Genomic DNA, 13,270 nt, shown 5'->3' on the forward strand with positions numbered 1-13,270 from the left:
AGCTCCTTAGCGAAACACGAGGAAATACATTAAGAACACGTTCACCACCAGCAGGGTTAACGCGGTCGGGATCTGTATCTTGATCACCTGATATTTGTCTTTCAGCTCCAGCAGCGCGGCGGGAACGATATTGAAGTTCGCGGCCATCGGCGTCATCAGCGTGCCGCAGTAGCCTGCGTACATGCCAATCGCCAGCAGCGGCGCCGGGTTACCGTGATGCACGTTGATCAGAAACGGCAAGGCGATCCCCGCGCTCAGCACCGGGAAGGCCGCAAAGGCGTTACCCATGATCATGGTAAACAGCGCCATCCCCACGCAGTAAATCACCACCAGCATGAAGCGGTTATCCGGGTTCACAAACAGGCTCACCACCTTCTGCACCGAGTCACCCGTGTTGGCCACCACGAACACGCCGCCAAGCATGGCCAGCATCTGCGGCAGGATCACCGCCCAGCCGATGGTATCGACAAGACGGCGGGACTGACGAACGGCATGGAGCGGCGTGCCTTTGGTTAGCCACCAGCCGGTGAGGATCGCCGCGACGCAGGCCACGCACAGCGCCGCCAGGGTGAGCTGTTTCTGATCGAGCAGAAACACGCCGCCGACCGAAACGCCCTTCAGGAATAACGTGCCCAGCACCGTCACCACCGGGATCATCAGCGCCGGCAGGAACAGCCAGTTTTTAAGCCGATTTGACGACGCGACGCGCTCCTCCTCGGTGGACATTTTATAGTGCCCTTTCCCGACGAGACCAAAACCCGCCAGCAGCGCGATAACGATAACGCCGCCGCCAATGATCCGGTACGCCAGCGATTTCCCCAGCTCCTGCACCATCAGATCGCCAAACAGGAAGATCCCGCCAAACAAGAACCAGAACAGCGCGGTGGTAAAGCGCTTCGGGTTGGCGCGATCGCGCAGGGTCATGACAACCAGCAGCATTACGACAAAGCCAATCAGGTAGTACACGCGGTTAATGGTGATCAGCGTCATCATTGCGCGGCCTCCTGCGTACCCTGCTCTGCCCGCCAGGCCATCACGTCGCGACGGATGCTCGCATCGAGGCGCAGCAGGCGCGTCATATGAATAATTAATGCCGCAATGGCGGTCGGAATAGCCCACAGGCCGATATGCAGCGGTTCAATGCCCGGAATACCGTTTTCTTTCAGGAACGCGTCGATCAGCAGCACCGCCCCGAAGGCAATAAAGATATCTTCCCCAAAGAAGACCGCGATGTTGTCGCACGCGGCGGCGTGGGCTTTGATTTTGTCGCGGATGTGCTGCGGCAGTTCGCCGTATTCGTTCAGCGCCGCCCCTTCGGCCATCGGTGCCAGCAGCGGGCGCACCGTCTGGGCATGGCCGCCCAGCGACATCAGTCCCAGCGCGGCGGTGCCTTCACGTGCGACAAAGTAAAGCATCAGAATACGCGCCGAGGTGGCGCTGGCGATCTTCGCCACCCAGGCCTGGGCGCGCTCCTTAAGCCCGTAATATTCCAGTAGACCAATCACGGGCAGGATCAGGATGAAGGTGGCCAGCGATCGGCTATTGACGAACTTCTCGCCAAAGGTCTCCAGCAGCATCCCGAAATCCATGCCGACCAACAGACCCGTCGCCAGCCCCGCCACCACGACCACCAGCAGCGGGTTGAAGCGCAGTGCAAAACCAATAACCACGATCGGTATCCCGATCAGCGGCAGCAGCGTAGTACCGTCCATAACGTTTACCCTATCGAAAGTGAGCGTTGCGCGCCGACGGCTATTTTTTTAATTTGCGGCGAGCGATGTTGTGTTTTGTTGGCAGGCTTCGCAAAACCTGCGCTAAAAAGCTATATCTGAACCTCAAAAACATGTAAACAAATTATCAATAAAATGTTCTTATTTTATCGATGAGTTTACATTTCTGGCTAAGGAACGTTATGACCTCAGAAAAGAGTGCCTCACCCGATCGCGACGATATCAACGAGGGCCGGATCGTCTCTTCCCGCCATCTGGTATCCGAGCGCTGCGCGGAGTTATCAGAGCTGGAATATGCGCTGATCATGACCGGCAACGCCTTTAACAAATGGATGGTGCGCTGCATGACGGCAGCCGGCGAGCCCGATATGGGCGCCTTTGACGTTTCGCTGCTGCATCACGTGAACCACCGCGACCGCAAGAAAAAGCTGGCCGATATCTGCTTCGTCCTCAACGTGGAAGACACCCACGTGGCGACCTATGCGCTGAAAAAGCTGGTCAAAGCGGGCTACGTGACGAGCGAGAAAGCGGGCAAAGAGCTCTTTTTCTCTACCACCGAGGAAGGGAAAGCGCTGTGCATGAAATACCGGGACGTGCGGGAGGCGTGTCTGATTGCGATCCATGCGGAGAGCGGCATTGCCGGGAAGTCGATTGGCGAGACCGCGCAGCTGTTACGCACGATCTCCTCCCTGTATGACACCGCCGCACGGGCGGCGGCGTCACTGTAACTAAGGACGGCGGAACAGCGTAATGCTCCGTCCGGCCAGCGCGTACTCAACGGTTTCGGTGATCGCTGTCCCGGTGGCGGCATCATCCGCCGTAGACAGCTCCAGCACCCATCCCCCTTCGCCAAACTGCGGGATCTGGAACGGCACGGTGCCTTCAAACGGATTGAACAGCATCAGCACGTCGTGCCAGATGCCGTCCTCCTGCTGAAGATCCGGCCTGCTGATGGAGACCCCGAGCGTTGAGCCTTCATCCCACTGCTCGGCCTGCTGTGGACCGCCTCCGGCATTGAACCAGCGGATCTCCAGCCCGTCACGCCAGCTTTCACGGCGCAGCAGCGGCTGTTGCGCGCGAAGGGCAATGAGACGACGGGTAAACTCGCGCAGCGCGGCGTCGTTTTCGGAGAGCCCCTTCCAGTCGATCCACGAGATCTCACTGTCCTGGCAGTAGCCGTTGTTGTTCCCCTTCTGCGTGCGGCCAAACTCGTCCCCCGCCAGCAGCATCGGCGTGCCGTGGGAGAACAGCAGCGTGGTCAGGAAATTACGCTTTTGCCGCTCCCGGGTAGCGATGATGTCCGGGTTCTCGGTTGGCCCTTCCTCGCCGTAGTTGTACGAGCGGTTATCGTTATGCCCGTCGTTATTGTCCTCGCCGTTGTCGGCGTTGTGCTTCTCGTTGTACGACACCAGGTCATTTAGCGTAAAGCCGTCGTGGGCGGTGATAAAGTTGACGCTGGCCCACGGACGGCGTCCACGCAGATCGTACAGATCGCCGGAGCCGAGCAGCCGCGCGGCAAAGTCCGTGGAGACGTTGTCCCCCTTCCAGTACTCGCGAACGGTGTCGCGGTATTTGTCGTTCCACTCCCCCCAGCCCGGCGGGAATCCGCCCACCTGATAGCCGCCGGGGCCGATATCCCAGGGTTCACCAATCAGCTTCAGTCGGGATAAGACCGGATCCTGGGTCATGGCGTCGAAGAAACCGCCGCGCGGATCAAACCCTTCGGGCTCGCGGCCCAGGATCGTCCCGAGGTCGAAACGAAAACCGTCTATGTGCATTGATTCCGCCCAGTAGCGCAGGGAATCCATCACCATCTGCAGCACGCGCGGGTGCGAGGTGTTGACCGTGTTTCCCGTCCCGGTGTCGTTGATGTAGTACCGGTGCTGGTCGGGCAGCGTGCGGTAATAGCTGTAGTTATCAATCCCCTTAAACGAGAGCGTCGGGCCAAGCTCGTTCCCTTCCGCCGTGTGGTTGTATACCACGTCCAGAATGACCTCGATGCCCGCGTCATGATAGGCGCGCACCATATCGCGAAAGCCCTGGATCCCCGCCGGGCCGTAGTAGCGCGACGCCGGAGCAAAAAAGCCCAGCGTGTTATAGCCCCAGAAGTTCTTCAGGCCGCGGTCGAGCAGGTGCTGGTCGTCCGGGAACCAGTGAACAGGCAGCAGCTCCACCGAGGTAATGCCCAGGCTTTTGATGTAGTCGACCGAGGCTTTGTGCCCCATCCCCTCAAACGTCCCGCGCAGCTCGGGCGGAATGGCCGGGTTCATCTGGGTAAACCCTTTCACGTGGCTCTCATAGACAACGGTATGCGGCCAGGGGACGTTCGGCCGGTTGTTGTCCTGCCAGTCAAAGGCGTTTGGGTCGATAACCCTGCATTTCGGCGTAAACGGCGCGCTGTCGCGGGTATCAAAGCTCAAATCCAGCTCGTCATGCCCCAGCGCATAGCCGAAATGGGCGTCGTTCCAGTCGATGTCACCCACCAGTTCGCGAGCGTACGGGTCGATGAGCAGCTTATGCGGGTTAAAGCGATGACCATTTTCCGGGTCGTAGGGGCCGTAGACGCGATAGCCGTACAGCGCGCCCGGCTTCAGGTCAGGCACATAGCCGTGCCAGATCTCATGGGTATACTCCGGCAGCTCCAGCCGGGCGATTTCCGTTTTCCCGGACGGGTCAAACAGACAGAGCTCCACTCGTTCAGCGTGCGCGGAGAACAGCGCGAAGTTAACGCCCTTCCCGTCATAATTCGCCCCCAACTGCTGGCCATGACCGGCCCGAATTTCAAACGTTGTATCCTTTGCCATTTTCGTTCTCCACGATTATTCGCAGGTAAGCAGAACCAGTACACATCCCTTTTCTGACGTTAAATCCAGCGTCTTTTGCAGAATGCGGCTCTCACCGCTGAACAGATCCCGATAGCACTTCCCGGCCAGTTCGTCGGGTATCGCCACCGTGGTATTGACCCACAGCTGATGATTATCCGTGACGCCAAAAACCAGACGCGGCACGGCGACAATCAGCGCCTCCTCGTCCTTAACGCGCGCATAAACAATCAGGTTCTCTTCCCGCTCGCCGGTGACCTTAAGCGGCAGCCAGTCGCCGTAGCGGAAAAGCGCGTCGTAGTGCGGTCGAAGCCGCAGCAGCGTGGCGGTAACAAACTGTTTGACCCGTCCGTCCCGCCAGCAGGCCGGGTTGTCAAACACCCCGGCATCCGCCGCGCTGAGGTGTTGCACCAGGGCCGGAAAGTCCGGCTCGCGTCGGTTATCCGGGTCGACCAGGCTGAAGTTAAGCGCCTCGCTGCCCTGATAGATATCCGGCACGCCGGGCGCCGTCAGCTTGATCGCCGTCTGGCTGAGGCTGTTCATCAGCCCGGCGCGAATAAAGGGCTGCATCGCCTCGCTGAAATCGTGCAGGAACAGGGTGTTGTCCGGCGAAAGCAGGTGCCGCGCGTAGCTCAACACCACGCTCTCATAGCTCTCGTTGCTGTCAATCCAGTCGGTACGCTGTTTCGCCTCGCGCAGCGCTTTTTCGAGGAAGCCGAGGAACCGCGTTTCGAGTGCTTTAAGCCCTTCAGCGTCGTCCGGTGACAGCGTGGCGGGCCAGACGCCCGCCAGCGCCTGGTAGATCATCCACGTATCGGCGGCGTTCGGCGCGGTACCGTCATTGAGAAAACGCACCTGGGTCTGGTTCATCTGCCGCCAGCGGGCCAGATTTTCCCCCCAGCGTTCCGGGGCTTCCGTCAGGGTGTAAAGGCGCGCCCGGGCATCTTCCCCGCGCTTGGTATCGTGCGTGGAGGTGCCCAGCAGCGCGTCGGGCTGACGGGCCAGACGAATGCGCATCTCCTGGTGGAAGCGGGATAAGGAAAACGCGCGCGGCGTCGGGTCGGCCCCCACTTCATTGAGCGCAAGCTCAAGGTTGTGGCGAAAGAACAGCGTGTCTTCAACGGACTTCGCCATCAGCGGCCCGGTCAGCTGCTGGAAGCGGGTCCTGAACAGCGCGGCGCTCTCGCGGCATGCGTCCGGCAGGTCGCCGGTAAGAATGCGCACGAGCAGGCTGAGCGCGGCTTCAGACGTCTCCACGCTGGCAACCACGCGGTTGAGCAGCGTCACGTCCGGCGGGGTTAACCCCTCGCGAGTGCCGTAGGTGCGGTAGACCGGAAACGCAATAAGCAGCTCGCGCAGCGCGTGGCGGATATCCTCGCGCGGCAGCGCAACCTCATTGCGGCGGGCCAGATCCTCAGCAAGGTTTAGCAGCGTGGTGAATTCACCCTCGAAATTGCGATCGGTCATCAGGCCTTTGGCATCGCGCAGCTCCGCGTGGCGATCGACCGTCACGCCGAGCGTTTCGTCGTGGATTGTCTCCAGGCGCGACAGGCTATCATCGTCGACCAGCACCTCCGCCAGCGAGGCGATAAACTCGTAGCCGGTGGTGCCGGATACCGGCCAGTCAGCGGGGAGCTGTTCCCCTTTGGCGAGAATCTTTTCGACCGTGATGTAGCAGTCGGGCCCGGCGGCCTGCCGCAGGCGCTGCAGATAGCCCAGCGGATCCGCCAGGCCGTCGACATGGTCAATGCGCAGGCCGTCCACCACGCCCGCGTGGACCAGCTCAAGGATCAGCCGGTGCGTATCGTCGAAAACTGCGTCATCTTCAACCCGAACACCGACCAGCCCGGTGATCTCAAAGAAGCGCCGCCACGAGAGCTGCTTCGGCGCCTCCCGCCAGGACATCAGCCGCCAGCTTTGTGCGTTGTGCAGCCCAGCAATGCTCTTCTCCTCGCTGTACGTGCCCGGGTTGAGCGGATACTCGGCGTCGTAGTAAACCAGCGCGGCCTTTTCCGTGACAGGGTCACGTTTTAGCGTGATGGCTCCCTTCTCCAGCTCCGCATCAAAGGTATCGCCAAGAAACGGCAGCGTCAGCGGCCTCGACCCGTCGATATCAAAATAGCGGAAATAGCGGCTTTGCTGGCCGTATTCAATCACGTCCCGCCACCAGAGGTTTTCCAGCGAGGTGGACATATGGTTAGGGACGATATCCAGAATCAGCCCCATACCGGCCTGCTTAAGCGCCGCGGCCATGCGGTCAAAGCCTTCTCGTCCGCCAATCGCGGGGTCGATTTCATTCGGGTTGGTCACGTCATAGCCGTGGGTAGACCCCGTCGTGGCAGTGAACACGGGCGACGCGTAAAGGTGGCTGATGCCGAGGTCCTTCATATACGGCACCAGCGCCACAACGCGGTCGAAGGTCATGCCGTTACGGAACTGAATACGGTACGTGGCGGAAGGGATCATAACGATGCTTCTCCATCAGCAAAGCGAACGACAATACCGTTCGGGGGTAAAACGTCATTGACCTCCGGCCAGGCGAAGCGCGTCTCCCCCGCGAGCGCGGGCAGGTCGACGGGCTTCGTTCCAATGTTCAGCGCCAGAGAAAGCGTGCCTGACGTGAAGCGCCAGCTCACCGCCACCATGCCGGGCGCGGTCTTGAGCACATGGCCCTCAACGGCACCGCCCGGATGCAGAAGCGGAACGATATAGCGATGGCGCAGCGTCAACAGATGGCGCGTATAGCGCAGCCACGTTTTGCCCTCGTCGGTGGCGATTTTGTTCCAGTCGAGCTTTGAGCGGATAAACGTGTTCACGTCGTTCGGGTCCGGGACAGTTTCATCGTGCCCGGCATGGCCGGTGAACTCTTTCGCGCGCCCTTCCCGCACCGCCTTTGCCAGTTCGCCGTGAAAGTCGGTGAAGAACAGGAACGGATGTGTTTCACCAAACTCCTCGCCCATAAACAGCAGCGGGATATGGGGGGAAAGCAGCAGCGCGGCGAGCAGCACCCTCGTTTTATCAACCCCCGCGAGGGAGAGAAGCCGCTCGCCCTGGGCGCGATTGCCGGTCTGATCGTGGTTTTGGATGAAATCGACGAAGAACTGCGGCGGCTGCGTGCGGCACTCCACGCCGCGGGATTCGCCGGTTTGCAGAGAAATCTCGCCCTGGTAGACAAAGCCTTCCGCCAGCGCCCGGGCGAACTTTTTCTCCGGCTCAAAGGCAAAGTCCTGGTAGTAGGCGTGTGTCTCACCGGTGGCAAACACGTGGGCAGCGTTGTGAAAATCATCATTCCACTCACCGGTAAACAGCGGCGTGTGGCCCTGTTCATCGCGCGGATGCAGAAAAATCACGTTGCGGCTGTCTTCCGTGGTCAGGTGAACGTGCCGGTGTGGGATCGCCTCGCGAATTTTTGCGGCAATCTTCTCCAGAATGTGCGTCCCGGAGCTGTCTTTAATCTGGTCGATGGCATCAAAGCGCAGGCCGTCCAGACGGTACTCCGTCAGCCAGTAGAGCGGTGCGTCGGTGATGTACTGCCTCACCGGCTCGCGCTCGTAAGCGATGCCGTTGCCCCACGGCGTCATTCGATGCTCATCAAAAAACGCGGGCGACAGCAGAGGCAGATAGTTCCCCTCGGGGCCGAAGTGGTTGAGCACGATATCCAGCACCACGGAAAGCCCCAGCCCGTGCGCGGCGTCGATAAACGCGTGGAAATCCTCCGGCGTGCCGTACGCAGAGTGCGGGGCATACAGCAGCACCCCGTCGTACCCCCAGCCGCGGGAACCGCCAAACTGGGAGACGGGCATGACTTCAAGCTGGGTAATCCCCAGCTCCGCCAGATACGGCAGCTTGTCGATCGCCGCCCGGAAGGTGCCCTCCGGGGTAAACGTGCCGATGTGCAGTTCGTAAATGATCGTCTCTTCCCACGGCCGCCCTGCCCAGTCGCGGTTGACCGGCTGGTAACGTCGGGGATCGATCACGACTGAGGGGCCGTTAACGTCGCCCTTTTGCGCCCGCGAGGCGGGATCGGGCACCGCCGTGCCGTCCTGAAGAACAAACTGATATTCTGCACCGTGCCTGACGCCGGGGACGTCCGCCTGAAACCATCCGTCGCCGGTTGCCGTCATCGGCACGTCGGTGGCGGCAAGACGTAGCGTAAGTTCTTTCTGTCCTTCTGCCCAGACGCGAAAACGTACAACGTCATCGGAAATAAACTCAGCACCCCACTGCTTTTGAAATGTCCTGAATTCCATTCATTGTCCTCGAATGACCCACATTTTACGCGGAACGAAGTACAAGCTTAGTTCAGGATTAAAAGTGCGTGAGCTCAGCGGATTTAACCGCTTCGTCTATTCTTTATGAAATAACTCACTAACGGGAATACTATGCAGATTCGAAAAGGACTCAATACCGACTTCGCACGCCTTGAATGCTGTGACTTTTCTTTCACCATTAGCCACATTGCCCGGGAGCCGTTTATCCACTGTGATTTGCATATTGAAGCCGTGGCAGAGCCGTGGATAAAAACCTACGAACTCGACATTCAAACGCTTGAAAATCACTGCGTTAATCCGGACGCCATATTTCTTGTCGCGGAAACGGACGACGGTGAAATAGCCGGATTTATTACCGCGTCAGTCGGCTGGAATAAATTTATTTCAGTGGATTATATTGCCGTTGAGCGCTCCAAACGCAGAACCGGCGCTGCGCATAAATTAATGGCCGCCGCGCACGTGTGGGCCCGCAGCGTAAACGCGCCGGGATTACGGCTTGAAACACAAAATGTGAACGTCTCTGCCTGCCTGTTTTACCGTCACTACGGATTTACCCTGGGCGGATACGATCGTTATCTCTACAACGCCCTACCGGAAAAAGACGAGGTCGCTCTGTTCTGGTATTACATGCTGGTCTAGCGGAAACACATTGCCACATCACGGTCATATTTCTGTCACTGAATTTCATTACGCTTTCGGGATTTTAACCACGGTGTTGAGGAAAGAAGTGTGAATTCAATGGCTAAGGCATTACTGCTGGCATTACCGGTTTTGAGTGCAACGGCAGCGGCGACGGCCGCGGAGCACGACCTGTGTGAACCGAAAGCGTACGAAATGGCGCTGCGCTATCAGCAGAAATCGGCAGAGATTATGGCCCTTCAGCTGCAAACCTATCGGTTTGCCACCGAGCGTTTCAACGAAAAGTTAAAGGATCTGAAAACGCCCGAAAATTACGCCGTGGTAATGGACCTGGATGAAACGGTACTGGATAACACCCCTCTGCTGGTGCGCGACATGGAGCAGTGTCACGACTATACGAAATGGGACACCTGGAGCGACTGGGAGAAACAGGGAAAACCCGGCTTAATTCCGGGGGCGAAAGCGTTTCTTGACCACGTGAATCAAAGCAAGGTCCGCATCTACTATGTCTCGGATCGTATGCAGGAAAACAAAGCCGACACGCTGAAGACGTTAAACGCTCTCGGCCTGCCGCAGGTATCTGACGAAAGCGTGCTGCTGGATACGGTCAGCAAGGAAGAGCGCCGTCAGAGCATCCTCAAAAAGCAGCAGATCGTGATGCTGTTCGGCGACAGCCTGCCGGATTTCGCCGTGCAGTTTAAAAACAAAAAGCCGAGCGAGCAGCAGCGTGAACTGGTTGAGGCCAGCGCGGAACACTTCGGCAACGACTGGATTGTGCTGCCTAATGCCGCTTATGGCTCATGGTCCAAAGCCACGCCGGACAGCTGGAACGCGCCGCTGAAAAAATAATGTCTACGGGCCGGGAAAGCTATCGCGCCCCTTCCCGGCCCTTCGGTTTCCTATCCATCCCGTTTATAGGTCCTATCATTTCTGAGCAGGTTCTTATAATTTTACGGAGCAGTAAGATGAGCACTTTCAAAGGAGACTCGTATGCTTACCGTGAAAAAACTTGCTCTTTCCACGCTGATTTCCAGCTCACTGCTTTTCTACCCTGCGCTCCAGGCCTCCGCAGAAACGCCGCAGCACGTCGTTAAACAACCGGCGGGCGGTTACAGCGTGCAGGTCGGCGACGTGCTTGTCACCTCGTTTACCGACGGGACCGTCGCGCAGGATCTGCACAAGCTGCTGCGCCGGACAACGCCGCAAAACATTGATGCGCTGCTCGCAAAAAATTTTCAGACCAACCCGGCTGAGGTTTCCATCAACGCTTTTCTGATTGCGATACCCGGACATAAAATCCTGGTGGATACGGGCTCGGGCCAGCTCTTTGGTCCTGATACCGGCGGACGTCTGGTTGAGAGCCTCGCCACGCAGGGAATAAAACCCGAGGACATCACTGAAGTCCTGCTGACCCACGCCCACTCCGATCATGCGGGTGGCCTGGTGAAAGACGGCAAGGTGGTGTTCAGCAACGCGCGCGTTTTCGTTGGCAAACCGGACATCGACTTTTTCTTTAACGACGACAATCAAAAGAAAACCGGCTACGGCAAGAACTACTTCGACGTCGCGCAGAAGACCTTAAAACCCTACCTTGACGCGGGGAAAGTGGTGCCGTTTAGCGGCACATCGGAGATTCTTCCGGGGCTTACCGGCACGGTTCATCCCGGACACACGCCGGGTTCAGCCTTCTACACCCTGACAAGCAAAGGCGAGAACATCACCTTTGTCGGCGACATCATTCACGCCGCGGCGGTCCAGTTCCCGCAGCCTGCGGTGACCATCACCTACGATGAAGATGAGAACAAAGCGGCAAGCGTACGCGAGCATGCGTTCGCTGACTTTGTGAAAAATAAGGACCTCATTGCCGCGCCCCATCTGCCTTTCCCGGGCATCGGCTATGTGACGAAAGGCGAGAAAGGCGGCTATGCCTGGGTCCCTGTGACCTATACCAACCGGGACGCCAGCAGCGCGAAATAAGATGACGCGGATATCTGACATGGACATAGACCTGCTCCTGACGCTGGACGCCCTGCTTCAGGACAGGAACATCACCCATGCGGCCGCGCGGCTGGGCATCAGCCAGCCCGCGCTGTCTGCCCGTCTCGCGCGTCTGCGCACGCTGTTTGGCGAACCGCTGTTCATTCCCTCCCCGCATGGACGCGGGGTATTGCCCACGCCGCGCGCGGAAGCGCTCAGGCCGCAGGTGACAGGCGTGCTGCGCGGCATCAGCGCGATGTTTGCGCCCACCGCGTTTTACGCGCAAACCAGCAGCCGGACATTTGTCATCGCGCTGCATGAAAACCCGGCGCTGATGCTCGGCACCGCGCTGCTTAACCAGGTGGGTACCGATGCTCCCGGTATTCGCCTGCGCTTCGCCCTGCCCGAGATGGCCGAACTGCCGCAGCAGCTGGAGAACGGCGATGTGGATCTCTACATCGGCGTGAGCGCGGGCGCCCATGACGGGTGGGTAAGGCGCAAACTCCTCGACGACGCGTTTGCCACCGCCCAGCGAAAAGGGCATCCGCGCGGAACGGGTGCGTTAGATCTGGAGATCTACTGCGCGCTTTCCCATCTTGTGGTGTCGTCGGCGGGCGATCCGTTTACTGGATTTGTCGACCAAACCCTCGCCGGGCTGGGCTATCAGCGACACGTTGCCATGTCCACCCAGAGCTACGCTATGGCGCCTGCGCTGGTTGCCGGTACCGACCTGGTGTGCACCCTGCCGGAACGGATGCTGAAGCAGTTCGCCAGCACGCTGGATCTCTTTGCACCACCGCTGCCGCTCCAGCCCATTACCATCAACATGTACTGGCACCCGAAAAACAGCCAGGATCCGGCGAACGCCTGGCTGCGCGAGCAGCTCCTGCGGGCAGCAGGACGTCAGGTGTGATCGAGCGTAACCAGAAACTTTTTAAGCACCTCTGAGCGAATAATCCGGTGGCAAACCAGGGTGAGTTCGCTCTCCCGCAGCCGGTCAAGGATGTCCACGTAGACGACGTTCTCGACGCTCACCGCCTTTGCCGACGCGGGAAGCAGCGCCACCCCAAACCCCGCCGAAACCAGGCTGATGACCGTGGGCACATCGGTCGCGTTTTGCACCACGTCCGGCTGAAAGCCCGCCCCGCTGCAGGCGTCATAGAAGTACTGCTCCAGCCCCATTCCCTCCGGGTCGCGCAGGGAGATCCATTTTTCGTCTTTCACCGACGAAAGCGTCAGCGCGGCGGACCAGGCCAGCGGATGCTGACGATACAGCGCCAGCACCGTTTTCTCCGAGGCGAACGGGCGGCTTTGCAGATCGTCCGGCAGCGACGGCAGCGGCGCGCGGATGATGGCCACATCCAGCTGGTTGCTCTGCACGGCGGCGTAGAGCGTCTGCACGTTTCCCGTCATCAGCGACATGGTAATGGCGGGCCAGCGGCTGTGCATCTGGCGCAGCGCGGCGGGCAGCCTGCCGTCAAACATCGCGCTCGACACGCACCCGAGGTTTAACACACCCTGCTCGCCCCGTGCCGTTTGTCTGGCGTCCAGCACCGCCTGTTCGGTCAGCGAGATGGCAAGCCGGGCTTTCACGAGAAATGCTTCGCCCGCGGGCGTCAGGGTCAAGCGGCGGTTCGCCCGGCTAAAAAGCGTGACGCCTAAACGTTCTTCCAGGGCCTTTATCTGCTGGCTCAGCGCCGGCTGCGCCATGTTCAGACGCTCGGCGGCCCGGTGCATATGGAGCTCTTCGGCCACGACGATGAAGTGGCGCATCTGGCGAAACTGCACGAGACGACCTCCTGAATTGATATTAATTTACTTATCAATTTAA

General features: G+C 59.3%; 11 protein-coding genes. 5 read left to right on the forward strand and 6 right to left on the reverse strand.

The window, feature by feature from the left end:
* Nucleotides 1-6: 6 nt before the first annotated feature.
* On the reverse strand, nucleotides 7-993 hold the full coding sequence (locus tag BFV67_RS10860) for a DUF979 domain-containing protein (protein ID WP_021240144.1): 987 nt from the start codon (nucleotides 991-993) through the stop codon (nucleotides 7-9).
* Nucleotides 990-1,712, reverse strand: coding sequence for a DUF969 domain-containing protein (locus BFV67_RS10865; protein ID WP_021240145.1), 723 nt, complete (start codon nucleotides 1,710-1,712; stop codon nucleotides 990-992). Before BFV67_RS10865 ends, BFV67_RS10860 begins: the two co-directional genes overlap by 4 nt.
* A gap of 200 nt (nucleotides 1,713-1,912) precedes the next feature.
* Between BFV67_RS10865 and BFV67_RS10870 the strand changes: the two genes are divergently transcribed.
* Nucleotides 1,913-2,458: a winged helix DNA-binding protein gene (locus BFV67_RS10870; RefSeq protein ID WP_069598312.1), complete on the forward strand. Its 546-nt coding sequence runs from the start codon at nucleotides 1,913-1,915 to the stop codon at nucleotides 2,456-2,458.
* Here the strand turns inward: BFV67_RS10870 and glgX are convergent, their stop codons facing one another.
* Genes glgX through treZ form a run of 3 tightly spaced genes read right to left on the reverse strand, consistent with a single transcriptional unit; the run spans nucleotide 2,459 to nucleotide 8,802 of the window.
* Nucleotides 2,459-4,534: a glycogen debranching protein GlgX gene (gene glgX, locus BFV67_RS10875; RefSeq protein WP_021240147.1), complete on the reverse strand. Its 2,076-nt coding sequence runs from the start codon at nucleotides 4,532-4,534 to the stop codon at nucleotides 2,459-2,461.
* 15 nt (nucleotides 4,535-4,549) lie between these two features.
* Nucleotides 4,550-7,018: a malto-oligosyltrehalose synthase gene (treY, locus tag BFV67_RS10880; RefSeq protein ID WP_069598313.1), complete on the reverse strand. Its 2,469-nt coding sequence runs from the start codon at nucleotides 7,016-7,018 to the stop codon at nucleotides 4,550-4,552.
* The gene (gene treZ / locus BFV67_RS10885) at nucleotides 7,015-8,802 is read right to left on the reverse strand and encodes a malto-oligosyltrehalose trehalohydrolase (RefSeq protein WP_069598314.1); all 1,788 of its coding nucleotides are present in this window, start codon (nucleotides 8,800-8,802) and stop codon (nucleotides 7,015-7,017) included. The genes treY and treZ overlap by 4 nt, the downstream gene beginning before the upstream one ends.
* Nucleotides 8,803-8,934: 132 nt before the next feature.
* Here treZ and BFV67_RS10890 point away from each other — a divergent pair, with 132 nt between their 5' ends.
* From BFV67_RS10890 to BFV67_RS10905, 4 genes are all read left to right on the forward strand, one after another.
* Entirely contained in the window at nucleotides 8,935-9,462 is a 528-nt protein-coding gene (locus BFV67_RS10890; RefSeq protein WP_021240150.1) for a GNAT family N-acetyltransferase, read from the forward strand.
* A 99-nt stretch (nucleotides 9,463-9,561) separates the two neighbouring features.
* On the forward strand, nucleotides 9,562-10,311 hold the full coding sequence (locus BFV67_RS10895) for a 5'-nucleotidase, lipoprotein e(P4) family (RefSeq protein WP_191091747.1): 750 nt from the start codon (nucleotides 9,562-9,564) through the stop codon (nucleotides 10,309-10,311).
* A gap of 141 nt (nucleotides 10,312-10,452) precedes the next feature.
* A complete protein-coding gene (locus tag BFV67_RS10900; RefSeq protein WP_069598315.1) occupies nucleotides 10,453-11,439 on the forward strand; it encodes an MBL fold metallo-hydrolase in 987 nt (328 codons plus the stop codon).
* A gap of 1 nt (nucleotide 11,440) precedes the next feature.
* Complete coding sequence (locus tag BFV67_RS10905) at nucleotides 11,441-12,352, forward strand: LysR family transcriptional regulator (protein WP_069598316.1); 912 nt, start codon at nucleotides 11,441-11,443, stop codon at nucleotides 12,350-12,352.
* Here the strand turns inward: BFV67_RS10905 and BFV67_RS10910 are convergent.
* Nucleotides 12,343-13,227, reverse strand: coding sequence for a LysR substrate-binding domain-containing protein (locus BFV67_RS10910; RefSeq protein ID WP_069598317.1), 885 nt, complete (start codon nucleotides 13,225-13,227; stop codon nucleotides 12,343-12,345). The two genes, BFV67_RS10905 and BFV67_RS10910, sit on opposite strands and share 10 nt — an antisense overlap.
* Nucleotides 13,228-13,270: the final 43 nt, after the last annotated feature.

The organism is Enterobacter roggenkampii (genome assembly GCF_001729805.1).
Classification (GTDB): Bacteria; Pseudomonadota; Gammaproteobacteria; order Enterobacterales; family Enterobacteriaceae; genus Enterobacter; species Enterobacter roggenkampii.

What these genes read in the sequence shown, in the direction of transcription:
- BFV67_RS10860 (WP_021240144.1), bottom strand. Translation starts at nt 993, where the DNA reads ATGATGACGCTGATCACCATTAACCGCGTGTACTACCTGATTGGCTTT.
- BFV67_RS10865 (WP_021240145.1), bottom strand. Translation starts at nt 1,712, where the DNA reads ATGGACGGTACTACGCTGCTGCCGCTGATCGGGATACCGATCGTGGTT.
- BFV67_RS10870 (WP_069598312.1), top strand. Translation starts at nt 1,913, where the DNA reads ATGACCTCAGAAAAGAGTGCCTCACCCGATCGCGACGATATCAACGAG.
- glgX (WP_021240147.1), bottom strand. Translation starts at nt 4,534, where the DNA reads ATGGCAAAGGATACAACGTTTGAAATTCGGGCCGGTCATGGCCAGCAG.
- treY (WP_069598313.1), bottom strand. Translation starts at nt 7,018, where the DNA reads ATGATCCCTTCCGCCACGTACCGTATTCAGTTCCGTAACGGCATGACC.
- treZ (WP_069598314.1), bottom strand. Translation starts at nt 8,802, where the DNA reads ATGGAATTCAGGACATTTCAAAAGCAGTGGGGTGCTGAGTTTATTTCC.
- BFV67_RS10890 (WP_021240150.1), top strand. Translation starts at nt 8,935, where the DNA reads ATGCAGATTCGAAAAGGACTCAATACCGACTTCGCACGCCTTGAATGC.
- BFV67_RS10895 (WP_191091747.1), top strand. Translation starts at nt 9,562, where the DNA reads ATGGCTAAGGCATTACTGCTGGCATTACCGGTTTTGAGTGCAACGGCA.
- BFV67_RS10900 (WP_069598315.1), top strand. Translation starts at nt 10,453, where the DNA reads ATGCTTACCGTGAAAAAACTTGCTCTTTCCACGCTGATTTCCAGCTCA.
- BFV67_RS10905 (WP_069598316.1), top strand. Translation starts at nt 11,441, where the DNA reads ATGACGCGGATATCTGACATGGACATAGACCTGCTCCTGACGCTGGAC.